Below are 22314 nucleotides of genomic sequence, written 5' to 3'. Positions count from 1 at the left end.
ATCCTTTTTATTTCATTCACTAATTGCTTTGCTATAACTTTATTCTATGGCAAAAGGTTAAAAAGTTCAATTTTACGTTTTATATAGAGCGTTCTACAATAAATTAGAGATTAACAAACTTTTTTTGAGAGGAAGACAACTATGATAAGAGAAGCAACTGAAAAAGATTTAATGGACATTTTGGAAATTTATAATGATGCCATTCTCAATACGACTGCTGTATACGCATATAAACCCCAAACGCTTGAAAGCAGGCAAATTTGGTATGAACAAAAGATGAGTGAAGGTTATCCAATAGTAGTTTTCGAACAGGATAATAGAGTGGCTGGATTTGCGACATTCGGTCCTTTTAGAGCCTGGCCGGCTTATAAATATTCAATAGAACATTCTGTTTATGTGGATAAGGAATACAGAAAAAAGGGAATTGCGACTTCCTTAATGAAAGAATTAATCGCTATTGCCAAGGAAAGAGAGTATATGACCTTAATTGCTGGAATTGATGCTGCAAATGAAAAAAGCATTGCCATGCATAAAAACTTTGGCTTTGTTCATTCAGGCACAATAAAAAAAGCAGGTTTTAAATTCAATAGATGGCTTGATTTAGCTTTTTATCAAAAAGAACTTAACGGTCCTAAAACTCCTGTAGAAGAATAATATTCGTTGCATACTTTTAAATAGATCAATACTGAAAGGTGAAAGCTGTGACTGCATGGAATCCATTAGTTAAAGAAAAAGTTCTAATCTCCAGTCATCCAGAGAAAATAATGGGGTATGTCTATACCTCCTTAGCTTACTTGCTTTGGGGGTTTCTAGCATTATACTGGAATTCCCTAAATACAGTTTCCTCAATAGAAATATTAGCTCACCGAATTCTATGGGGATTTATCTTTGTTGTTACTATTATGATCATTCATTCTAAAAAGCGGTTGGCTTTCTTTACACTGCTTAAAGAATTTAAAGTAAACATCAAACAATTCTTTTATATCTTTATAGCCTCTCTTGCAATAAGTTCAAATTGGCTCATATTCATATGGGCAGTTAACTTCGGTCATATCATGGAGGCTAGTTTGGGACTCTATATTACGCCTATCGTAAGTATGATTTTGGGAGCCTTTATATTAAAAGATAAGATTCAAACAGGCACTCTCATATCAATGTTAATAGCTTTTTTAGGAGTAACGGTTCTTACTTATGACTATGGCAAAATTCCATGGATCGCTATCTCTTTAGCCATTACTTCTGGGATTTATGGATTAGTGAAAAAGTATATCAAGGTAGATGCACTAATCGGAATGTGTATTGAAACAATGATGGTTACTCCTTTTGCATTGCTTATTTTAGTGCTTTTACAACGAAGTAATAAAATGTTTTTTGGTTCAGACATTCATTTATCGATCTTATTAATCGGAGCAGGTATCCTTACTGTTTTACCGCTTCTATGGTTTACAGAAGGTGCAAAAAGAATGACATTAACAACAATCGGATTTTTTCAGTATATTACTCCAACTATCACCTTTCTCCTAGGGATATGTTTCTTTGGAAATTCAATCACCTTATCTCAATGGTTTTCCTTTGGTTTTATTTGGCTTTCACTTGCAGTTTTTTCACTTTCATCATGGAAAGGGAAAACAAAAAGATGGGAAAAGACATGATTATGTTTCCTAGGAAGTAGAGTAAGATTGAAAGCTATCTTTTCTTTTATGCAAAGATAGCTTTTTGTCATTCATTACGGAGAAGTTATCTCTATAAGATAAGAATTGAGCAGTCTTTCCACACTGCTTTGGAAAAAAGAAAGCCCCCTAAAAAAGGGGGAAAGCTCTCATAATCCTGCATGACAATTATCCATAAATAAATCGATAGTTTGTATAAATGTATCTAAATTAGGTTCAAAAATATTATGATTCGATTCATCGAATACGACTAAGTTTGCCTGGGGCATTTTCTCTAAGTATTGTTCCGCAGCTTCTACTGATAACGCTGCTCCATGTTTCCCGGCACGAATAATAAGGACGGGGCATTCAATTGATGATAAATCATCCCAAAATATAACTTGAGCTGACTCTTTTTGTATCCCATGTAATGCTGTAAGACTCATTCTTTCGGATAAAGGTTTTCCCCTCCAAGGCGGTAAGGATGAGAAAAACTCAACCCAGCCTTGAGGAAGTTGTGTATGAATAGCAGGATAGTCACCAATGATTAACCCTTTAACTAAGTTTTTGTTTATTAAAGAGTATTTAAGTGCATATGAAACACTTCTAGAAAAGCCGAATAAAATAAAGCCTTTTAGCTCTAGATGTGTAATAACAGCTTCTATATCGCTGATATGATCATCCAAACTATATCCAGCTTTTGGAGTGTCACTTTTGCCGCGCCCCCTAAGCGTGATAATGATACAATGTCTAGCGGAGAGATTTTCAATTACAGAAATATAATCTTCTGCCGATTCCAAGAGTCCAGGAATAATTACCAAAGGAGTCTCTTCCTTTAAATTAGCATTTGTTTCAACAAAGTGTATGTTAATACCATTATTATCAACCCAACTATCGTTATAAATCATATAGTAATTCCTACCTTTTTTATAAAATAATGGATTATATATTTATTTTGAGCATACAGTGTTGTTTATGACATAAGTGAAGAAACACTTCCAAATCCTAAGATTGTAAATTCCCAATAAACTCTAATTCTGATACGTTTTTAGAATCTGCGGCACCGTTCATAATTTCTTTCACATCATTCAAAGTATCTTGAAGGCTAACCGCTTGGCCTAACTTCTTTGTAAATGCCTCGGCAACATAAAAAGGCTGAGTTAAATAGGCTTCAAGTCTCTCGCCTCTTCGATAAGTTTGTAACTCAGAAGTTGGAATCCGTTCAATCCCGCTCACATTCACTAATGAACGGAGTTCCCGATAACGGCGAAGAATTTTTAGGGCTTTTTGTTGAATGGCAAAGTGTTCTTGATCTAAATGAGCTACTTCGAGAACAGATGATGTTGAACTTAGAGGATTAACGGCTGGGTAGCGATGTCTTGCGACAAGGTCGGCATCGAATTGCCATAAGGTTTCAAGTGGTCCATAAGGTAAATCTTCATCAACAACTTCCCCTGTCAAATCAACGAGGAACGTAGTAACAGAATGAATGCCAATTCCTTGCACATTCTCCTGCAGCTGTTGGATGCCGCCTGTTATCACATGCGTTCTGTCTGCAATAAAAATAATATCCTGATCTCCACCGTTACTCGCAATACTCGCATATGTTTCTTCGATTGTGTTTGTAATGATTTCTGCATGTTCAATCACATCACTTAACCCTCGGTGTTCACCTTCAGGCATTAAAAGAATTGTTTTATATGATTCATTCTTAAGCCGATAGAGTAATTCTGCTAACACAACGAGCTGCCCCATTCCTGGGCGAGCAACCAAACCTACAGTCCCTCCTTTTGCCAACGGAGCAAATAAATCCAACGTTTTAATTTTGGTTTCTATCATTTCGATTTTCTCCGCCCTGATAATCAGATCATCTAAACTGCAATCGGCTAAAGATGCCAGTGCAACTAACGTTCGAACCTCTGCTCTGCCAACAGGTATTTTCCCCGTGCATAGATTAGAAACGGTAGCTGGCCGCAAACCAACTAGCCGGGCTGCACTTGTTAAATTCGGAACTTTCCTACGTAATAAACTTACATTTAGTCTTAAGTCATCTGCTTTTTCCATAATACTCCTCCTTTACTTTATATAGTAAGTTAAATAGCGTTATAAAGCAATAAATAATTACTCTTGGATTTATTTTTAATTACTTTCCAAAGCAACTAGATGGAATGTTAGTCATTCTCATGGAAGAGTGGAGCTATCTAAGGAGAGTGAGAAATCCTTTTATTTTTGATAAAATTGTGCGAATTAGAGTCCAATTAAAAAGCCGATTCCTAAGCTTTGAGGAATTCGGCTTTTTTAACGGTGCATAATACTTCTATTTTTTTTACTAAAGTATCTATGTATGAGGAGTAATAGACGGAGAATTTCCGCCTTTTTTAAAAAAGAATGCTGTAGAAGCAGAAATAAGCGGAGAAAGTCCGCTTATCAGCTCTAAATCTGACAAAATCCATCAATTCAGATCAAATAAGCGGAAACAGTTCCCTTATTTTTAAGGAAATATGGGTATTTCCCAATTTAATCGGAGTTTCTCCGTTTATTTTTCAAACAAAGTAAAATCAATTCAATTTCAACAGAGCCTAAAATATATACAAAGCTCTAACATCCCATCCCGATCGCCGGCCATTTTCCCTCTGCACGATCATTTCAAGGCTTCGGATTAATCCCCACCCAAGATAGCCCAATCATTAGAAATGTAAAAACTAAAATAAACAAACTAATCCCTATGCCCCAAAACGCATGTAATCTCGATCTTTTAGATGTAATTAACCCAAACAGCCCTAGGAAAAAGCCAACGATTGGCATGTCGACAAGAAATAGTTTCGGAAAATCATCGATATCCATTAATAATGTAATATTAACCCCAGCGAGCGCAATAAGAGCAAACAGGAAGGAGAGGAATCCCGAAATCGTTTGCAGTTTGCTTTGTTTTTCTTTGTTCTTATTGTTCATTTCCAGTTCCATAGCTTCACTTCCCCCACCTTCATCGTTCTAATCCAATCATTATCCTTCAGCTTTCTTAATTCCGAAGTGGGTCCGGTGACAACTGCTCCATAGACATGGATTCCATTTTTCTCGATATACGGGATTCTTTCTTTTAAAACTAAAGATCTTGCCCGCGATATTTTCTCAGCTGTTTTTTCATCCTTGGCCAGGAAATGTAAAATATCTAAAAATACCTCTTCATTTGACTTATCTCTTCCATTAAATGGTGACCATGTAGTGGAATCAATCTGCAGCGGATAGCCAATTGGTGCAACTGAATATTCAGCTTCATATAGGCTTTTATCCTCAAGCCCCGTATCAACAGCTACCCACCTTACTTCAACTTTGTTCCCGAGCTGTTTTTCAATTTCCTCTGGCTTCATTAATCGATCCAAAGAAAGATAAATCTCTCCTACCGTTCCATCCGGAAGGTGTTTCAGAATATCCCAGTCTGAATAGGCCGTTTTGCCATATGGTCCGTCCGGATGATAAAGCATGTCTGTTTCCATGCCTCCTATATTTGGAAGCGGCCTCTCCAGTTTCATATCTCGTTCAGGAATATTTGGATTAGACAGAGCAAAACGAACCGAGTACGCTCCAGCTTTATAATCCTCTTTTCCAATCCACTTAAACACATCAAAATAAACATTCATCGTAAAAAATCCGATATCTTCTTCTAGCTCCATCTCTTCTAAACTCATGTTCGGTTCCGTTACATAAATTGTTTTTGTGGCGATATCAATGAGATGGTTCGCTTTTCCGCCAAACGCGTAATACAAATAGCTGCTTAATGTAAGCACAGGCACAATTAATAATAAGACAGCCAGACTGATCATAATATTTGTTCTAAGGGCATGATTTCTCCCCGCTTTAATCAGTCTCTTTTGATTTTTTTTCGGTATAATATGGCTTTTTCCATAGTCTTGCATCGATTCATTTAAAAAAGATTGATAAAGTTCCTTATCGTTTTGATTTTGCTCTTTATCCATCCTGCCTCCTCCTTTCCTTGACCCTTTCAATCACTTTTTTCCTTCCTCTTGATAAATGGCTCTTAAGCGTATTCAAATTTAATTGAAGAATTTCAGCCGCTTCTTTTAAACTCAACTGATGCAAGTCACAAAGAAGGAGTGCATGCATTTCGGTTTCCTTCAATGAATGAATATCGTTCATAAGTGCGTTAAAGCCTTCCTTCGCTAAAAAATTTATTTCCGGTGTTTTCAAGCTTATTTGATTATGTACTTCATCCGTAACGACCAGCCGTTTATGTTTTCTAATAAAATCAATAAAAGCATAATAAGCCACTTTAAACAGCCAAGGTTTAATATGACTAATGTCCTCTGCCGACAGCTGAAGATACGCCCGGTAAAACGTTTCCTGGACTAAGTCCTCTGCCGTATGGTAATTTTTTGAAAGGGAAAACAAGTATCGATATAGATCATCTACATATTCTTCAAACACTTCATCTAAATCCACCACTTTCCCCCCTTCACCCTATCCACGAAACAGCCATATAAAAAGTTGCAAAATCAGAAATTATTTTTATTTTGAATGAAAGCAGCCTGTATAAAGCATAAAAAAAGAGCACAATTCATAATTCGGAATTGGCCCGATTGTTGTAGAGGTTATTTTATTAGCCCTTCTCATTTATGCAAGAGGGACCGATTAAAACAAATAAATTACCTAATAAATCTTCTATCTCTCACAAGCATAATTATCTTTATCTCTGTCCATTTTAGATTGATACGCTGGATGATCAGCAGGTACGCCGTTTGGGTATACCTTTCTTAACTCGGTACAGTTGGCAAAGGACTCTTCACTAGAAGGTGTCGAACTTGCTAAAGCCTCCGCTTCTGCCTTCGCTTTAGCCTCTGTTTCTGCCTTCTCTTTAGCCTCTGTTTCTGCCTTCGCTTTAGCCTCTGCCTCTTCTTTCGCTTTAGCCTCTGCTTCTGCCTTCGCTTTAGCCTCTGCTTCTGCTTTCGCCTTAGTTTCTGCTTCTGCCTTCGCTTTTGTTTCTGCTTCTTCTTTCTGTTTCTCTTCATTCTTTGTTTCAGCATTTTCCTCTTTGCTAGTTGATTCATTTGATGAACAAGCTGTAAGGAAAACGAATAATACTATCATAAACAGGTAGGCAAATTTCTTCATAACTATCCCCTTTTTGTAAATTTTTACAAAAATAACAATCCTATTATACTACTAAATTACTTTGTAGAGCGAATACATTTATATTATTTAAATAGGATTCCAAACTAAAACTGAAATCCTTTTTATCTTAAATCCAACACAAAGCTCAAACAAGCATAACCCCGTTCAAATAAGGACGGGGTTATGCTTGTTTGAAAATCTAAGTTTTATTTACACTCGCGCCCAATTGATTCTGTGAAGTCATCCGTTTATTTCATTCATTTAATTTGCTTTGAGTTATAGGTGCTTATTCCCCTACCATGCCATCATTATCTCGATCATCCATAAATGGATATAACCAGTGATTACTCATTATTGGCATGCTATAACCTGCTGCTTTTGCTTCTTTAATCGTCACTTGTCCATTCCCATCTGTATCAACACTAGAAATATCGGCAGTGCCATTCGACTTATTAGAACTAGTTGACTTATTTGAGTTAGTTGATTTACTTTCAGTTAAGCCTAGAGATTTATTTATTTCATCAGGGTTGCCGTTCTCAAACTCATCTACAATCTTATTCCCTTTTAAAGTGTAAGTGTACTTATAATGAGAAGGAATCTGCGTTTCCGTATTTGGATATGTGATAATTGCTTCAAAATAAGTAGCCCCACCAGCTTTACGAATGGCATCTTCCATATATGCTTGATCCCCATGTCGGTTAAGCGTACTTTCTTGTGGAGTAATATTGTAAGCATTGGAAACCCCTCCGAGTGAATCTGCAATGACATGTCCTTCATCTAAATCTGCTCTTTCTACACCAGGAACTTTTGCTTCATCAGCATAGTATCTGCCAGACGATGTTACAGGTTCGGTACGATCATCTTGTAGAACGATTTCGTCAGCAATGACACGGACTAGTTGCCCATGTTCATTCGTAAAGGACCAATACTCTCGATCCCCAAAACCAATGTCAACGACGGCGTTAGGTTCGCGATGTCCAGACAAATCACCACCATCAACTTCAATTCGTTTGTAACCTTTAAACAGTTGATCTTTTGATTCTGTTGATGTTTCCTCTACTACTTGTTTTTCAGTCGTAGTTTTTTCTTTTTCACTATTTTTTGTAGTTACTTCTTGTGAATCAGCTTTCCCATCCGTATGCGATACATCTTCTACATTAGTACAACCAACTATTAAGATGGCCGTTAAAAGTAAGATTAAATAGTTTATTTTCTTTTTCATTTTAGGACTCCTTATAGTATCTTTTACTGAACATTCTAGAGATCATTGAATAAAACATATATTAACATTGTAAACCTATTTATAATAGTATATTACAATATTAATTTTATTGTGGTAGATACTAAGTTTGAAGTATATAGTGTTAAATTCCAATAAAGATTAGTAGAGTCAATGGCATTATAATAAAATTTAGCTAGTACTTGCTTATGGCGGAATATTAGTTCTAGTATTGAAAAAGGCACAATTCCAATTCAGGAATTGTGCCCGTTTGTTGAAGATTATTTAAACTAAAGCCCTATAATGAAAAAACACCTAGTTTACAGAGTTAATAAATTGTTTCTTTAGACAGGTTTTCAAATTAGGTAAAATCGGCAGTGTTTTATTCACATTGTACAGTAGATAGGGAAATTTGAATGGGTCCGGCGAAATCGGGTGCCTCCGCGCCTTTCGGATTATGAAGATGGAACAAAAAAGCATCGCCCGATTCCGATGTCCACACGATATAATCGCTAATGCCTTCCTTTCCGGAAGCTTGAAGATAGAGATCCGCGAAACCAAGAGGATGTTCGAGCAACTCGCCGCTAAAATTGGATACATCACCAATTTGATGCAGCTCTTCCTTACCCACTACTTCAAGTTGAGCCAAATCATAATCGGATGACAGTGGTTCAATATCAACGTAATATCCCGGATTTCCACTTAATGATAAGCGACCCGTAGTTGCATCAAATGTAAATTTCTCAAAGACATACAAAGAAAATCCTTCCCCCTGATATAGAGTAGCTTCCAGTGACTGATTCCCCTTAGATGTTAGCAGTTCGAAGCTTTTAACTGCTGGGCGAGTTTCTAGAGCGTTTGGCTTCTGGCCGGATGAAGAAGACGGTATTGATTCAGCTTCTGTCGTTTCCTTTATCGTTGTATCGGAAGGCCTTGTTTCTCCTGTACAAGCAGTAAGCAGGAAAACTATAACTAGTACCGGTATACTTTTCCAAATGGAATAGTGCGTTTTCAATTTAATCGCTCCTTTAAATAATGTCGCTTTTCTTCAGAAGTGTATTTTCCCTTATATTATCCTCCTTGATTGGTTAGACGGAAAATTGTTAAATAAGTTACTTTTTTTGAGTCATCGGAATAGATAGTGGAATTTCCTGTTTAATCGTTAAATAACAATCCGATTATTTGATGGGAATCGATCAAACAATCGTTTTATTAAGGCATCAATCTAATACGATTGATAAGTTGTCATGAATGTAGAGATAGCCGTGCGCTTATCTCTTTTTTTATGAATTTAATTCTTGTAAAAGTGTATATAGTGCATCAGTTCTGTAATTCCTTTGAATTGAAATACTAGTTGATTATTCAGATTTTCCAATGCTAACTGAAAGGAACGTTCAATTTTATCATAGTTTTCTGTGTCTAATTCGTTTAATAATGTCTTCATATTTTCTATATAATAAACGGTTTTTCTCAAACTGCTTATGAGCAGTATTTTTCGTAGTTCAGGGATCGAATAGATTCTATAACCGTTTTCATTATTTCTTTCTGAATGGATTAACCCTTCATTTTCCCAATGGCGGATCGCTGAAGTATTTACTCCCGCTATTTTCGCGGCCTCTCCAATACTCATACATTCATTTAATTTTATATTTTTATATTGAGTAAATTCAGCATTTTGAATCATAGTCAGGATTTCTTCCACTCGCTGTTTCTCCACTTGTATATGGAATTGCTGTTCATTCACTAGCCATAGGGCTTCTCCAAATCTTGAACTTTTAATCATTCTCATAACTTCGTAAACAATGGGTATATCATATCCTTTTAACAAGGCTCTAATGGTAGTAAAGGCTTGGAAGTGAATCGATTTATAAAAACGGTGATTACTATTCGTTCTTGGTACAACAGGAATGAGGTCTTGTTCTTCATATCTTCTCAAAGTGGTTGTGCTAACATTTAAGGCATTTGCAATTTGTTTAGGGGTATATGACTCCATTTATTGACTCCTTTTTTAAAGTAAAACCTTAAAGTGCTACAATAACATATTTTAAATATAATCCCAATATATAAAGGAAAAATGACAGAAAACCGAAATATTGCATGAATGTTATATGATAATAGTAAAAACAATGTAGGAGTGATAAATATGGAGAAGAACATAAAACTTATGGATGAATCAGAATTAAAGGTTGGTTTAGTTGGGAATCCCGACTCTCCAACCATCATGCTTCCAGTTGCTAAAAAATCAGTATATGGTCAAGAAGCTGAATACTTAAAGTTGTGGGGAGTAGACCCCGAATTAGGAAAACATTTTATTGAGGGACTCGTGGAAAAGTTTCAGATTCTATATTTTGACTACGAAGGACACCGTTTGCAACATCCGAACCCTGAGAATCTCATACCTGAAAATGTAGTAAAAGATTTGTTAACAATTGCTGATGAAATGAACGTTAAGAAGTTTAGCTATTACGGATATTCTTGGTTAGCTTTAGTTGGATTACAATTAGCCATTCAGACGGATAGATTAGAAAGCTTAATTATGGGTGGTTTTCCACCAATAGATGGTCCATATAAAGAAATGATGGTGGTAACAAATAAAACATACGAGCAAGCTTTGTATAATCAGAATTCTTCTGTTATTAAGGAACATGATCATATTCATCCAGAAAAGATTGATTGGGATAACGTACAGGTAAAGATCGACACGAATCAAACGAAACAATTCGTTACCATGTACAAAAATTTGATGGAATTCGATGATCGTGAAATCCAGCATAAATTAGTTATTCCAAGATTGGCGTTTGCTGGGGAAAAAGACACGATTGTTTATGGAGAAAACTTTGGCGGTGTAACAGTAGATATGGTCGGTATACTTCAAAAAAATAAACAAGAGTTAGAACACCTTGGATGGGATATAGAAATCATAAAAGGAAATGATATGGATCACACCAAAGCTATGCAGCCTGTAACAGTGCAGTCATTGATAAAGCACTGGTTGATTAAACGTTTGAATATCACTCATTAAATATCGTAAGCTGATGCCCTAATCTCACAGAATCACAAAGGATGAACAACTTGACATACCTTAGAGCAATAAAATCTCCATAAAAAACGTAAGCTCCGATTGAATTCGAGTGCTTTTAGCAAGGCGCTGTTATACGATCCTTTCAACTGGAATGAAGTGATCGACCATCACATAACAGGCTACTACGGGGTTGATTTTTCCACACTTATTAAGAAATTGGAGAAGGGTAACTTATAGACCCTTTTCCACCATAAAATCCGAATACCCCTTTTTTGATCCGCAAAATGGCCCTTTTCATGAGGAAGACGCTTTCCTTATTTAGAAAAGCGCCTGCTTGTGGAATATTAGTTTTTTATTTCAGAGTATCGTTGTACTGAGCAACCAGAGACCTTGTAATAGAGGATAAACCTTATTCAACTAAAACTCCCAATAGTTGAAGAAGCGACAGCTTTGTTCAGCTATCGCACCCGTATACACTATGAAATTATATGAATTTAAATGTTCCTAAATAGTACAAACAAATCTGTTACTACAAAAAACACGAGAATCAATAGATTGATTATCATGATTATTTTTCTGAATAAATCTGGTTTTTCTTTCACACTAATTATGCTAAAAATAGTTCCAAGAACAGCCAAAACATGACTCATAATAAGGGAATTAGATGGGGAGAAAAAAACACCAATAAGTATAGGACAAAGAACAGATAGAAGTTTGAACAATTAATTTCTCCTTGTAATGTTAATGAAGCATTCTGCTCCAATAGTTGAAGATGCGACAGCTTTGTTCAGCTATCGCACCCTATAGTTTAAGTGCGTTTCTCCACAAACTATTTTGTAACTGGGAATGTTTAATTTCCAATCAATTTTTTGAATAGAAACTTTCTGTATAATAGGCTATATGCCTCTATTATCCCTTAGTTCAACTATTGTACCTTCAGGCGCTATTAATTTACACAAACTTCCATTTTCCACTCGATAAATTTTTTCTCCATTTTTTAGTATAAAATCATAACCCAATTGTTCAATCGTTTGGACTTCTTTAACTAAGTCATCTACCCAAAGACAAAAATGAATGATGCCCTGTGTATTTGGATTTACACTATTAAGATTCTCACCTATTTTTCCAGTTTGAAGCTCTATATAGAATGTACCCAATTTTAACCAAGAGTTATAATAGCGTTTATGGAAATTAGGAAATTCTTCGATTAATTCAAAACCAAGAATATCCCTATAAAATTTTAGGGATTCTTCGTAATTATTTGTTTGGATACAAATATGGTGAACAAATTTTGTAGTCATTTTTCGCTCCTTTATTTCCACTCATATCAAGGATCATACTTAATTTCCAATTTTTCTTCTGAAACTAACCTGCTCGTTAATTCAAGTTGGAGTTGTCACAAAATTACAGATTTTATACCCAAATCAATCATAACAGAAATGGGTGGATTATTGTTATTTTATTCTATAATTTCGGACGCAATTATTACGCAGGATCAGTCAACTGCGAAATTAGCGTCACTCTACCAATCTAGTCCGACTGCTGAATAAAGATGAATCTGAACTCTTCTACAATCCCGCTTCTTTAATGAAATAAGAAAATGCGATACCTCTTAATGAAGCATCGCAGCTGTTTGTTTAAGTTCATTCCTTCACAAATTTTCATAATCATATTCACTTCAAAAGATGGGACTATTCCTTTTTTTGCTTCAAGCAATGCCACGGGGAAACATATAAAAATAGATCAAAACAAAGTTTAGAATTACACAGATCGTGTTAACAATGACCAGAAACAACTTAATCGTTTTTATTTTAGACTTTACTCCAGCAATTAATAGCAGGATGAACCCTATTTGTATGGGGGGATAAATGAAAATCCATAGATTCCAATTAGGAAACATTCGCAATATTGGATAGAACGCCAATCCAGAGACTGCCAATAAGATTGTCAATATAATCAATAGTACATCATCTATTTTATGATCATATTCTTTATATTTCATAACAATCCCTCTCTTTTTAAATGATTCCCCATAAAAAAGCAGGAACATCTAACTCTAACTGTTCGCTTATTTTAACTATCTATTAATCAAAATGATAAATACTAGCACTACGATAAAAATGGCTATGATCACTGACAGCCAACTAATCTTTACCTTTTCTAATAAACGGTCAACAATAAAGAATAAGATAGCAGAAAAAAGACCGAGGACTAGTAATATTGCACCTGAAATACAATGAAGGAGGAAAGAGGTAATTTCACGAGCATAGGCTTTTTTAACAATCTTATTACTAATCCAGTCACTAATAAGGGAAGCAATCACACCGTACGTAATGACAATCATAATGTTTATATAATATAAATTATAAAATCCATCCCCTTCGAAGCCACCAAATACTGAAAAAATAAGTGCAAATAACAAACTACTAAGAATAGCAGCTAGTATTTTTCTCTTTAAAAGAATAGCAAACTCCCCCTCTTTCTTTGTTGGTAATAAACTTGAATTTTATAAAATTCGTAATGCTCTTGGAAACTCTAATAAAATATAAAAGTATTTTTACTGACTGTAAGGTATTATCTGCAGTCATTTTAGCAATAGAAATACTGCACCGCTAATTATTAGATTGTGTCTAATGATTGGGGTGACGTTCATATTTTAATCTGAGCGTTTTCCCGGTATTATTTGCTGTGCTTTAATTTAATGGGGATTCTATTTTTTCATTTAATGCCTTTGCTTTGCTTATAAAGGAGTCCATATTGTTACTTATAGAAATATTTAATCCTAATCCAACTTCACGAAGTGTTTTCCGTAGGCCCTCAAAATTCTGTTTATCCTCTTCGGTTAAGTCAATAAAGCTATATAATTCATCAGTAGGATATTGACTTAATTTGGAATACAAATGCTCAAGAATTTCCTTGTCACTTTTCGAAAGCGTTCCAAGCTGCTCTCCAGTTGTCATCCCTAGCCAAATTCCATTTAACACATCTCCTAATTCAGTTGTAACCAAGTTAGGTTCAGACCAATGATCAACACTCTGGTGAGCAATTAAACCTTCCAATTCTACTAAATTACTTTGGACTTCTGTAATAAAAACTTGCTCTTTTACGAAGTTTATCTTGATAAATCCCCAAGCCACAATTGCAACGAGTAATATATTCAAACCGATTGAAATTCTGAATAGTACCTTCCTTTTTTTACTCATTTCCACTCCCCCTTTACTAAAATATTCTTACTAAACACCCATATTCCTAATTTAAGTATTCTGCCACTCAAGTACCTTTTTGCACTTCGCATTAATGGAATAACTAGAATATGATCTCAATCCAAAAATCACTTAATGCTTCTTCAACTAAGGTACCCCGTTAATTCAATATGAATTTATAATGACGGAGAACTATCAGACAGACAAATTGATAAATTCTAGTTCCATTTCTGCTTCTGCTTTCGAACGATAAACGGTAATTTTATCATAGGGTTTCAAGTTGTCTTGCCATGATTCTATAATACTCAGAAAATCTTCTCCGTTTTCAGAAATTATCAAGCACTCTAAATCTCTATTGATATAACAAATTGGTGCGTCACTTTCCAAATCAGATTGTTGGCCAACGGTTCCGATAAATCCACCTTTACTATCTTTTGCCATAATATCTACATATGGAACCGTATAAAATTCTAAATTTAGAATGTCATCGTCAAAGATAAATTGAATATCATAATCGTTAGCATATTTTTGATACTCCTCATTTTTATGATAAACACTCATAGAATAAATTGTTGTACCTGCTGATATAATTTCAGTATCTTTTAAATTTACATTTATGGCTCCAGTTAATTCTGTTCTATCTAGATAAACTTTTCGCATCTCAAACCTCCTTTTAATCTTATTTTAAAGTAAATGCTTGGATAGGCTACACTTAGTTGGACAGAATTTTTAAGGTCAAGTAGACTACAGATAATACATTTGAGGAGAATCTACATGGCCAAAAGAGAACGCCGAACATTTACTGAAGATTTTAAGCAACAAATCGTGCAGCTGTACCAAAATGGAAAGCCAAGAAAAGAGATTATTCGTGAATATGATCTTACACCTTCTTCTTTAGACAAGTGGGTGGGCCAGAGTCAAAAATCTGGTTCTTTTAAGGAAAAAGATAATTTAACAGATGAACAAAAGGAATTAATGGAACTCCGAAAAAGAAACAAGCAACTAGAAATGGAAAATGACATTTTAAAGCAAGCCGCGCTGATACTAGGACGAAAGTAAATGTAATCAAGAATAATCAACATAAATACTCGATATCAGCAATGTGCAAAGTCCTACAAATTCCTAGAAGTACTTATTATTATGAAGCAAAAGAAAGAGTATCAGGGGATCCCGTAACCTCTGATGTAATCGATATTTTTCACGCAAGCCGTCAGAACTATGGAACACGTAAAATCAAAGTAGAGTTAAAAAAGCGCGGTCATATTGTTTCCAGGCGAAGAATTGGGCGCATCATGCAGGAACAGGGTCTAGTTTCTTCATACACAATCGCACAATTTAAACCACATGCAAAATCCTGTAATGAATCAGAACAAACGAATGAACTGAATCGTGCATTCGATCAGGAACAAGAAATGACCACAATCGTTAGCGATTTAACATACGTAAGAGTCAACCAAAAATGGAACTACGTATGTGTCTTTGTCGATCTCTTTAATCGGGAAATCGTCGGTTTTAGTACAGGGCCCAATAAAGATGCATTACTCGTTTATCGTGCGTTAGCTTCTATCAAGGTCGATCTTAATAAGATACAACTATTTCATACGGATCGTGGAAATGAGTTTAAAAATAAATTGATTGATGATGCTTTAACCACTTTTAATATTCAACGGTCCTTAAGTATGAAGGGCTGCCCGTATGATAATGCAGTAGCTGAAGCGACATTTAAAATCATCAAAACAGAGTTTGTGAAGGGCAGACATTTTAGTAGTTTAGAAGAATTATCAAGGGAATTACAGGACTATATTCACTGGTTTAATAGCATAAGAATTCATGGAACCCTCGGATATGAAAGTCCGATTGATTATAAGCAAAGACACCTTAAAAAAATTGTCTAGTTTAGTGTTGACATACCAGCTCATTCCTTTTGTGATTTCGTATTGAACTATTCTTTACTTCAATTATTGAAGTTTTCATCTTCCTTACTCAAAACTAAAAAGGGCATTACCGCAGTTCCAGTATCGCCCCTGTTTGTTTAAGTACAAGTTTTTACAAATATCATTCAGAAGTAATCCTTATAAAATATCCATCGGGGTCAGCAACCTTAAAACCTCTCATTTCCCAAGGGTATTTTTCCACTTCAACCTCAATTGGGTAATTGTTATCAAGAAATCTTTGATACACCTTTTCCAATTTATCGACAACTATAATTAGCTCAAAACCATTTCCTTTAATATCACTTATAGCCTTATTTTTAAAGTAATGTTTATCCCCTAACGCTGATTCAGAAGTAAGTAATAATGAAAAACAATCAAAATTAAAACGTGCACCACGTTTACCTCTTCCATACAAATCTAACCCGATCATGTTTTGATAAAAGTTTACAGATTCTTCGATGTCCTTTACATACAGTTCAACTCTGAAAAGAACACTCATTTTCCGTTAATCCCTCCTCAGTGTTAGTAGCTCATTACTCCTCATCATAACTTAACACTATAGTGTCCCATTGATTTAGGTATTCCTTTCAATTCAAGTATCCCACTATATAGTAAATGTCGAATCCTATACTCTAAGAAGAAAGCATTCATCAGTTCGTTTGACTCCGAAAGGATTTCTCCAATCACCATTCCAGCCTTGATGAAGTCCTTTTTCTCCTGTTTACGATGAAGCATTTCAATGGTATCTATGATCAGTGGATCAAAGTGATTTTCATTAATGCCCTTTATTTCACCCTTCAGCCACAGGCGCAGAACTTCTTTTGTTTGTGCCAAGGAATTCCATTCTTCTTGAAGCTGCATTCGTTCCTGTTCAGTTATAGTACGAGCTTTTATGGTCATTACTAATACATACTCGAAACGGATACTTACTTTACTTACGGGGGATTAATTTACTAATCTGCAATTCTGTCCGAATATGTTATTGAAAATTATTAGAGGGTACTTTTAAGATAAATGGCAATAATGATAATAAAATGTCCTTGGAAAAAGGTGGTGATTATTATGGACAATGATAATGTGAACTTGTATAATATTTACAAAAGTATTGAGGGAGTGATAAATTTGGTACCAGTTGCAGCACCTTTAAAGCAAGTAACAAAACAAAGTCACTCAACAGGAAAAACGGCTATGGATATTAGAAAAAAACGTGGAGTTCGAACATTAGCAGGTAAACGTTTGGCTGAACTTTGTAAGGAAGGCAAGTAAATGTCTGGTTTCATAATTGATTCTAACGATGTTATCTATGAAGATTTCAGCCAAGCGTCGGTTGCTGTTGATGCTTGTTTTCTTTTGGCTTATTTAGATACAGATGATCCAAGAGGCGATAAATTTTCCGAATTATTTGATACATGGTCAAAAGAAAATATTACTGAGTTAGTAATAACTAATAAGGTAGCAGCAGAAGTTGTCCATAATCTTTTTAAAAATACAATTAGAGACGTTTTATACCTCGTTCATAAAATCAATACTAGTGGATATAAACCCACACCCGATGATTGATAGCATTGGGGAACTAAAGATACTAAAAGTTGCATAAGAGATTAATTTATTTTGTGAGAAGTAGAACCTGGAATTAATCCAGGCTTTTTTGTTGGCATTGAAAATACGTTGATACAATATATAGGTGTTATTTTATTTGTATATGCAATATTGGTTTTTCATAAACCTCTAATGACTCTATAGTTATATTTCTCTACAAATTTCTCATCTCCTCCTGTTCAATAAGACTATCCAATCTTGCTATTAGCCCTTATTTTTTCTATAAGCTCTGCTAAAATTTAGTGATGATAATATAGAGAAAAAATATTAATTCCAACTATAGTAGTATATTTCTCACACATTTTTCATCTCATAGATTTTTTGTAAGGTATTAAGGTGCAGTGCTTTATCTTCGGGCGACTCAGCGAATTTATACCACTCCACAAGCCTGTACCCGAACATAACAAGGATTAGTTCATATGTTGTACCGTGCAACAACAGATCTTGTAATAAAGGATAAACCTTATTCAACTAAAGACCCCGTTACTTGAATAACTTATACCAATACAAAGTGGTTTCTATATTTGGATTATAGGACTGTTTCAATGTGTCAACTCCACCTAGTATGAATCCTTGTTTCACATAAAACCTGCACGCTCCAAGATTATCATCTTGAGCCTCTAGAGACATTCCGATAAGTTTTCTTTGTTTTGCCCATTCTTCCGCTTTAGTTAAGAGCAACTTCCCGATTCCATATCCTCTAAATTCCTTTTTTGTAGCGATATTTTCAATATAACAAAGGCGATTCCAATCCTTAATTATTCTAATCTGCCCAATGCAATTATTATTCTTATAAGCTAAAAATAGAGCTTTATCTTCACGGTTTATATATCGGCTCCAATCAAGTTTATCATCTGGGAAACGAATTTCTTTAGTTTCATCAAATAGATTCTCTTCAAAAGACCATTTTCCTGATTGAAAACTGGGTACAACCTTACCAAACACTTTAAAATAATCATTTGTTTTATTGATGTCCTCAATTAATTCATCCATTAATGGAGAAATTATGATTTCCTCTGCAATATTCATTTTGACACCTTCCCATTCTGAAAAAGAATTTTACTAGCACAAGCCTAAATACCTACCCTATTCAATTACTGCTCGTTAATTTAAGTGAAAGTCTTCATAAAATTAAGATTTTCATACTAAAATCATAACAGAAGAAGGTGGATTGTTGTTACTCTATAATTGTTAAATCATGTCTAATTATTGGGATGAAGTTCACTTATTATTAAAGCCAGATTCCTTTATAAAAAGTATAAGGAAATCTGGCATTTTTGGTGATATCCCATCTATACAAGGGAACTTGCTCTTATCCTCGTTTAGCAGGTATTTCCCAAAAAGGAATACTTGCTTTGTTAACAGGGAATTAATTCACTAATCTGCTGCCCTCTTAACCCAATGAATTTAAATATTTTATAAGCTTTTAAAGGTTTAAGAATACCTTTAACGAATCCTTAATAAGGTTACTATTGTGATAATTAATTGTAGAAAGGTAGCGATAAATATGGAAACACTGCAAACATTTCTAAAAGATCTCAATGATCAAATGCAAGTATTATTTAAAGAGGGGGCTCAAGCAAGCTGGATGGCCCAAACAACTGGAGACCCTGAGTGGGCTGCTAAATTAAGTGAAGCTGAAACCAGGTACAATCTTTTATTCTCTTCAAAAGATTCATATGAGAAAACAAAACAATTTCTAGCAATGGAAAACGTAACCGAGATTGAAAAACGTCAGCTTCAACTTCTACTAAGCGAGATGGAAGGGAATCAACTCCCTGAAGAAGTGATTGCTGATTTATCAAAACGCTCTTCTGAACTTAATTTATTATTTAACACATACGAGCCTGTTGTGGATGGTAAGAAGTATTCTGCCAATGATATTCGAGAGGTATTGGTTAATAGCGGTGACCAAGAATTACGCAAAAAAGTATGGTTTGCAAGTAAGGAAGTTGGTAAAGCCGTAGAAAAGGGCCTGCTTGAGCTTGTGAAGAAGCGCAATGAAGCTGCACAACTACTCGGGTTTGATAACCATCATCAAATGGGCTTTACCCTTCAAGAACTTGACCGTGACGAGGTATTCGCTATTTTCAACGAACTTATTGCTCAATCAGATGAAGCCTACCGCTCGATGAAGAAAGAACTAGATGAACGTTTAGCAACTAGATTTGGGATTAATCCAGCGGATATACGACCATGGCATTATGTCGATCCCTTTTTCCAAGAGGCACCGCCATCTGATTCAACCAATCTAGATCCTTTTTACAAAGGGAAGGATATTGTCCAAATCACAACAGATACGTTTAACTCAATGGGAATCGAAATTGATGACCTATATGCCAAAAGCGATTTATTCCCTAGAGAAAAGAAAAACCCAACAGCCTTTTGCACAGAAATTGACCGCGAAGGTGATGTACGTGTCCTTTGTAACTTAATGGAAGATGCGTATTGGATGGAAACGAACCTGCATGAGTTTGGCCATGCAGCTTATTTCAAGTATGTAGACGCGAGTCTTCCATTCGGATTACGTACAGTAAGTCATACATTAACAACCGAAGCGATCGCGATGTTATTTGGAAAAATGGGCAAAGACCCACGTTGGTTAAAGCGCTTCTTACAAGTTGATGAAGCAACAGTAAATGAGCTTACTCCTGAATTAGAAAAGCACCAACAGTTACAAATGCTTATTGCAGTAAGATGGATTATTACCTTTGTATTTTTTGAAAAAGAACTGTACGAAAATCCCGATCAAGATTTAAACGCTTTATGGTGGAAAACAGTAAATGAAGTGCAGCTGGTCACTCCTCCTGATTCAACTGATAATCCCGATTGGGCTGCAAAAATTCATTTTACACTCGCACCAATTTACTACCAAAATTATCTACTTGGAGAATTAATGGCAGCGCAGCTTCAGCGTCATATTGAAACGAAGATTTCTCCTGAATTTTTCACAAAAGAAACGGGAGAAATGCTTATCAATCAATTCTTCAAACCTGCTGCCCTATATAACTGGAATGAAAAAATTAGCCAAGTAACGGGTGAAAAATTAAACCCTGCTTATCTTGTTGAAATTTATTGCAAAACTCAGGTGAAAAGTTAATTAGTGAAGAAAGGATAGCATGGACTGTATCGTCTAAGCTATCCTTTTCCTATTATTTTGTCTCCACAGAAGTATCTCCATCTAACAAATCGACTTCTACTTTTTCAGTATCCTTCCATTCGTAATACTTTTCTAAATGCCATTTATTTTTATTCTTACAAAATTATTGTCTTCAATCCACTTATGTAAGTCATTATATGCTTCTACTATTTTGCTATTGGCACCTATACGTCTTAGAACAGCATATCTTTGTGGAGGTATGGTCTGGGTCACCATATCCATTGGAATATCCTCATACTCTTTTACTTCAACACTGACCCAGAAACAACTAATAATCCCTACATACATAGTTATGATTAACACGATAAAAAATAGAATAATTAAACTAGGAATTACTCTTTTCATGATTCCCCCCCCACTAATTCAGCGGCTTCCTTTGCAGCATGTTTACCCCATTCAACACGACAAACATATGGAAATTGATCAAACATACAATCATCACCTCTACTTTTTACTTTGGAAAAAAATAAAATCACCTCAATTCTCACAATATATCATGGAGGTGATTAAATATGAGTTCAAAGTTATCCACAATTGCTGTCATCACTGTCCTACTTATGAGTATTTTAGTACCTTACACATCCCATGCAACTGAACAAAAAGGCAATAATAATAGGATGAATTTCGACATAGACTTAACAGGTTATCAACTCTATGGATTTGGAGATTTTAATCAGCTGGGTTATAAAATAACACCGCTTGCTCAATTGTATTTTACAATTATTCAGTTAGAAGAAGAGTGGATTGATGAACCACAACTATATATCAAGGGTAATAAAGGGTATGTGCACCTTTGGAAGAAAGATGGCACAAATGTACTCTATACAGTTGAAAAACAAGCAAGTGGGCCATTAAAAGATATGTGGAAAATTATTGATAGTAAAAGAAAGAAAATTAACCGGATACCCGTTCCAAAACAATTACTTAAAGAAGCATTGATTGAACGCTTAGTAGACCCAATAAGTAAAGCTATTGACACATATTATCAACCTAAACTGTGGGATCGGGGATTTGAAAAAATTCTAAAAATAGAGAGAGATGAGACAGATTCCAACTTAAATGTAACTGTTCAAGTTCGAACTTTCGAGGGTGCCCATAATCCGCCTTATGGTGAAGAAACAATTACATTTCAAATTTATGGAAGCCAAATTAAAGTTCTTAATTATAAACATAGAGACATTCCAAAAGAAGAATGGATGAAGATCGAATTAAGAAATAATGCCTTTCAGAAAACAAGTCAGCATTAAAAACATTTTGGGGAACGATAACCGTTCTTAGATTATCGCCCCTTCAGATTTAAAACTTATTAATACCCGAAATTACAAATGATAACCTTCTCCTTATAATTACAAAGCTTGCACAACAATAACAACATTATGCTATTTTCTTCATGCACTTATT

General features: G+C 35.0%; 26 protein-coding genes and 1 pseudogene. 9 read left to right on the top strand and 18 right to left on the bottom strand.

Annotated elements, in window-relative coordinates:
• Window positions 1-141 precede the first annotated feature (141 nt).
• Window positions 142-654 carry a GNAT family N-acetyltransferase gene (locus tag ACFYKT_RS06905; RefSeq protein ID WP_389217393.1) on the top strand — a complete coding sequence of 171 codons (513 nt, stop codon included), beginning with the start codon at window positions 142-144 and terminating at the stop codon, window positions 652-654.
• 47 nt (window positions 655-701) lie between these two features.
• On the top strand, window positions 702-1652 hold the full coding sequence (gene rarD / locus ACFYKT_RS06900) for an EamA family transporter RarD (protein WP_389217390.1): 951 nt from the start codon (window positions 702-704) through the stop codon (window positions 1650-1652).
• Between the two features lie 167 nt (window positions 1653-1819).
• Here rarD and ACFYKT_RS06895 read toward each other — a convergent pair whose 3' ends face one another.
• The 9 genes from ACFYKT_RS06895 to ACFYKT_RS06855 all read right to left on the bottom strand — a co-directional run bounded on the left by ACFYKT_RS06895 (window position 1820) and on the right by ACFYKT_RS06855 (window position 9988).
• Window positions 1820-2557 carry an alpha/beta fold hydrolase gene (locus ACFYKT_RS06895; RefSeq protein ID WP_389217387.1) on the bottom strand — a complete coding sequence of 246 codons (738 nt, stop codon included), beginning with the start codon at window positions 2555-2557 and terminating at the stop codon, window positions 1820-1822.
• Window positions 2558-2654: 97 nt separating this feature from the next.
• Window positions 2655-3713, bottom strand: a complete 1059-nt coding sequence (locus tag ACFYKT_RS06890) for an ATP synthase beta subunit C-terminal domain-containing protein (RefSeq protein ID WP_389217384.1) — start codon at window positions 3711-3713, stop codon at window positions 2655-2657.
• A 582-nt stretch (window positions 3714-4295) separates the two neighbouring features.
• Window positions 4296-4613, bottom strand: coding sequence for a hypothetical protein (locus tag ACFYKT_RS06885; RefSeq protein ID WP_389217381.1), 318 nt, complete (start codon window positions 4611-4613; stop codon window positions 4296-4298).
• On the bottom strand, window positions 4598-5623 hold the full coding sequence (locus tag ACFYKT_RS06880) for an anti-sigma factor (protein WP_389217379.1): 1026 nt from the start codon (window positions 5621-5623) through the stop codon (window positions 4598-4600). Before ACFYKT_RS06880 ends, ACFYKT_RS06885 begins: the two co-directional genes overlap by 16 nt.
• Window positions 5616-6107 carry a sigma-70 family RNA polymerase sigma factor gene (locus ACFYKT_RS06875; RefSeq protein WP_389217376.1) on the bottom strand — a complete coding sequence of 164 codons (492 nt, stop codon included), beginning with the start codon at window positions 6105-6107 and terminating at the stop codon, window positions 5616-5618. Before ACFYKT_RS06875 ends, ACFYKT_RS06880 begins: the two co-directional genes overlap by 8 nt.
• Before the next feature lie 219 nt (window positions 6108-6326).
• A complete protein-coding gene (locus ACFYKT_RS06870; RefSeq protein WP_389217374.1) occupies window positions 6327-6776 on the bottom strand; it encodes an excalibur calcium-binding domain-containing protein in 450 nt (149 codons plus the stop codon).
• Window positions 6777-7062: 286 nt separating this feature from the next.
• A complete protein-coding gene (locus tag ACFYKT_RS06865) occupies window positions 7063-7998 on the bottom strand; it encodes a DNA/RNA non-specific endonuclease (RefSeq protein ID WP_389217372.1) in 936 nt (311 codons plus the stop codon).
• Between the two features lie 379 nt (window positions 7999-8377).
• Window positions 8378-9010, bottom strand: coding sequence for a hypothetical protein (locus ACFYKT_RS06860; RefSeq protein ID WP_389217370.1), 633 nt, complete (start codon window positions 9008-9010; stop codon window positions 8378-8380).
• A gap of 276 nt (window positions 9011-9286) precedes the next feature.
• A complete protein-coding gene (locus ACFYKT_RS06855; RefSeq protein WP_389217367.1) occupies window positions 9287-9988 on the bottom strand; it encodes a MerR family DNA-binding transcriptional regulator in 702 nt (233 codons plus the stop codon).
• Window positions 9989-10138: 150 nt separating this feature from the next.
• On the opposite strand from ACFYKT_RS06855, the gene ACFYKT_RS06850 reads away from it, so the two are divergent.
• Window positions 10139-11017: an alpha/beta fold hydrolase gene (locus ACFYKT_RS06850; RefSeq protein WP_389217364.1), complete on the top strand. Its 879-nt coding sequence runs from the start codon at window positions 10139-10141 to the stop codon at window positions 11015-11017.
• Window positions 11018-11092: 75 nt separating this feature from the next.
• Window positions 11093-11254, top strand: a pseudogene (locus ACFYKT_RS06845) (ISL3 family transposase); the annotation flags it as partial.
• 659 nt (window positions 11255-11913) lie between these two features.
• On the opposite strand, the gene ACFYKT_RS06840 reads toward ACFYKT_RS06845, so the two are convergent.
• The 5 genes from ACFYKT_RS06840 to ACFYKT_RS06820 form a co-directional block, all read right to left on the bottom strand.
• The gene (locus ACFYKT_RS06840; protein WP_389217361.1) at window positions 11914-12318 is read right to left on the bottom strand and encodes a VOC family protein; all 405 of its coding nucleotides are present in this window, start codon (window positions 12316-12318) and stop codon (window positions 11914-11916) included.
• Between the two features lie 407 nt (window positions 12319-12725).
• The gene (locus ACFYKT_RS06835; RefSeq protein WP_389217358.1) at window positions 12726-13019 is read right to left on the bottom strand and encodes a hypothetical protein; all 294 of its coding nucleotides are present in this window, start codon (window positions 13017-13019) and stop codon (window positions 12726-12728) included.
• Between the two features lie 75 nt (window positions 13020-13094).
• A complete protein-coding gene (locus tag ACFYKT_RS06830; RefSeq protein WP_389217356.1) occupies window positions 13095-13439 on the bottom strand; it encodes a hypothetical protein in 345 nt (114 codons plus the stop codon).
• Between the two features lie 271 nt (window positions 13440-13710).
• Window positions 13711-14220 carry a hypothetical protein gene (locus ACFYKT_RS06825; protein ID WP_389217353.1) on the bottom strand — a complete coding sequence of 170 codons (510 nt, stop codon included), beginning with the start codon at window positions 14218-14220 and terminating at the stop codon, window positions 13711-13713.
• 195 nt (window positions 14221-14415) lie between these two features.
• Window positions 14416-14880, bottom strand: a complete 465-nt coding sequence (locus tag ACFYKT_RS06820) for a hypothetical protein (RefSeq protein WP_389217350.1) — start codon at window positions 14878-14880, stop codon at window positions 14416-14418.
• A gap of 114 nt (window positions 14881-14994) precedes the next feature.
• Between ACFYKT_RS06820 and ACFYKT_RS06815 the strand changes: the two genes are divergently transcribed.
• A protein-coding gene (locus ACFYKT_RS06815; RefSeq protein ID WP_389217347.1) for an IS3 family transposase occupies window positions 14995-16115 on the top strand; the annotation gives its coding sequence in 2 pieces (ribosomal slippage) (window positions 14995-15244 and window positions 15244-16115; 1122 coding nt in all).
• Window positions 16116-16275: 160 nt separating this feature from the next.
• On the opposite strand, the gene ACFYKT_RS06810 is transcribed toward ACFYKT_RS06815, so the two are convergent.
• The gene (locus tag ACFYKT_RS06810) at window positions 16276-16653 is read right to left on the bottom strand and encodes a VOC family protein (RefSeq protein ID WP_389217344.1); all 378 of its coding nucleotides are present in this window, start codon (window positions 16651-16653) and stop codon (window positions 16276-16278) included.
• A gap of 44 nt (window positions 16654-16697) precedes the next feature.
• Entirely contained in the window at window positions 16698-17054 is a 357-nt protein-coding gene (locus tag ACFYKT_RS06805; RefSeq protein ID WP_389217341.1) for a DUF3658 domain-containing protein, read from the bottom strand.
• A gap of 162 nt (window positions 17055-17216) precedes the next feature.
• On the opposite strand from ACFYKT_RS06805, the gene ACFYKT_RS06800 reads away from it, so the two are divergent.
• Both ACFYKT_RS06800 and ACFYKT_RS06795 read left to right on the top strand, forming a co-directional pair.
• On the top strand, window positions 17217-17420 hold the full coding sequence (locus ACFYKT_RS06800; RefSeq protein WP_389217338.1) for a hypothetical protein: 204 nt from the start codon (window positions 17217-17219) through the stop codon (window positions 17418-17420).
• Entirely contained in the window at window positions 17421-17714 is a 294-nt protein-coding gene (locus ACFYKT_RS06795; RefSeq protein ID WP_389217335.1) for a hypothetical protein, read from the top strand.
• 522 nt (window positions 17715-18236) lie between these two features.
• On the opposite strand, the gene ACFYKT_RS06790 is transcribed toward ACFYKT_RS06795, so the two are convergent.
• Window positions 18237-18782, bottom strand: coding sequence for a GNAT family N-acetyltransferase (locus ACFYKT_RS06790; RefSeq protein WP_389217332.1), 546 nt, complete (start codon window positions 18780-18782; stop codon window positions 18237-18239).
• 478 nt (window positions 18783-19260) lie between these two features.
• Here ACFYKT_RS06790 and ACFYKT_RS06785 point away from each other — a divergent pair, with 478 nt between their 5' ends.
• Window positions 19261-20853, top strand: a complete 1593-nt coding sequence (locus ACFYKT_RS06785; RefSeq protein WP_389217329.1) for a M2 family metallopeptidase — start codon at window positions 19261-19263, stop codon at window positions 20851-20853.
• Window positions 20854-20985: 132 nt separating this feature from the next.
• Here ACFYKT_RS06785 and ACFYKT_RS06780 read toward each other — a convergent pair whose 3' ends face one another.
• Entirely contained in the window at window positions 20986-21258 is a 273-nt protein-coding gene (locus tag ACFYKT_RS06780; RefSeq protein WP_389217326.1) for a GyrI-like domain-containing protein, read from the bottom strand.
• A 167-nt stretch (window positions 21259-21425) separates the two neighbouring features.
• Here ACFYKT_RS06780 and ACFYKT_RS06775 point away from each other — a divergent pair, with 167 nt between their 5' ends.
• On the top strand, window positions 21426-22160 hold the full coding sequence (locus ACFYKT_RS06775; protein WP_389217323.1) for a DUF3888 domain-containing protein: 735 nt from the start codon (window positions 21426-21428) through the stop codon (window positions 22158-22160).
• The last annotated feature ends 154 nt before the right edge of the window (window positions 22161-22314 follow it).

It is taken from the genome of Cytobacillus mangrovibacter (assembly GCF_042865275.1).
GTDB classification, from domain to species: domain Bacteria; phylum Bacillota; class Bacilli; order Bacillales; family Cytobacillaceae; genus Cytobacillus; species Cytobacillus mangrovibacter.
Note: the sequence above shows the minus strand (reverse complement) of the source record. Positions and strands in the feature narration are given on the sequence as shown.

Bases quoted from the DNA above. Each gene is read 5' to 3' on its own strand.
- ACFYKT_RS06840 (WP_389217361.1), bottom strand. From the start codon at position 12,318: ATGACTACAAAATTTGTTCACCATATTTGTATCCAAACAAATAATTAC.
- ACFYKT_RS06805 (WP_389217341.1), bottom strand. From the start codon at position 17,054: ATGACCATAAAAGCTCGTACTATAACTGAACAGGAACGAATGCAGCTT.
- ACFYKT_RS06835 (WP_389217358.1), bottom strand. From the start codon at position 13,019: ATGAAATATAAAGAATATGATCATAAAATAGATGATGTACTATTGATT.
- ACFYKT_RS06790 (WP_389217332.1), bottom strand. From the start codon at position 18,782: ATGAATATTGCAGAGGAAATCATAATTTCTCCATTAATGGATGAATTA.
- ACFYKT_RS06795 (WP_389217335.1), top strand. From the start codon at position 17,421: ATGTCTGGTTTCATAATTGATTCTAACGATGTTATCTATGAAGATTTC.
- ACFYKT_RS06905 (WP_389217393.1), top strand. From the start codon at position 142: ATGATAAGAGAAGCAACTGAAAAAGATTTAATGGACATTTTGGAAATT.
- ACFYKT_RS06850 (WP_389217364.1), top strand. From the start codon at position 10,139: ATGGAGAAGAACATAAAACTTATGGATGAATCAGAATTAAAGGTTGGT.
- ACFYKT_RS06820 (WP_389217350.1), bottom strand. From the start codon at position 14,880: ATGCGAAAAGTTTATCTAGATAGAACAGAATTAACTGGAGCCATAAAT.
- ACFYKT_RS06880 (WP_389217379.1), bottom strand. From the start codon at position 5,623: ATGGATAAAGAGCAAAATCAAAACGATAAGGAACTTTATCAATCTTTT.
- ACFYKT_RS06810 (WP_389217344.1), bottom strand. From the start codon at position 16,653: ATGAGTGTTCTTTTCAGAGTTGAACTGTATGTAAAGGACATCGAAGAA.
- ACFYKT_RS06800 (WP_389217338.1), top strand. From the start codon at position 17,217: ATGGACAATGATAATGTGAACTTGTATAATATTTACAAAAGTATTGAG.
- ACFYKT_RS06885 (WP_389217381.1), bottom strand. From the start codon at position 4,613: ATGGAACTGGAAATGAACAATAAGAACAAAGAAAAACAAAGCAAACTG.
- ACFYKT_RS06785 (WP_389217329.1), top strand. From the start codon at position 19,261: ATGGAAACACTGCAAACATTTCTAAAAGATCTCAATGATCAAATGCAA.
- ACFYKT_RS06825 (WP_389217353.1), bottom strand. From the start codon at position 14,220: ATGAGTAAAAAAAGGAAGGTACTATTCAGAATTTCAATCGGTTTGAAT.
- ACFYKT_RS06855 (WP_389217367.1), bottom strand. From the start codon at position 9,988: ATGGAGTCATATACCCCTAAACAAATTGCAAATGCCTTAAATGTTAGC.
- ACFYKT_RS06870 (WP_389217374.1), bottom strand. From the start codon at position 6,776: ATGAAGAAATTTGCCTACCTGTTTATGATAGTATTATTCGTTTTCCTT.
- ACFYKT_RS06780 (WP_389217326.1), bottom strand. From the start codon at position 21,258: ATGAAAAGAGTAATTCCTAGTTTAATTATTCTATTTTTTATCGTGTTA.
- ACFYKT_RS06775 (WP_389217323.1), top strand. From the start codon at position 21,426: ATGAGTTCAAAGTTATCCACAATTGCTGTCATCACTGTCCTACTTATG.
- ACFYKT_RS06895 (WP_389217387.1), bottom strand. From the start codon at position 2,557: ATGATTTATAACGATAGTTGGGTTGATAATAATGGTATTAACATACAC.
- ACFYKT_RS06865 (WP_389217372.1), bottom strand. From the start codon at position 7,998: ATGAAAAAGAAAATAAACTATTTAATCTTACTTTTAACGGCCATCTTA.
- ACFYKT_RS06890 (WP_389217384.1), bottom strand. From the start codon at position 3,713: ATGGAAAAAGCAGATGACTTAAGACTAAATGTAAGTTTATTACGTAGG.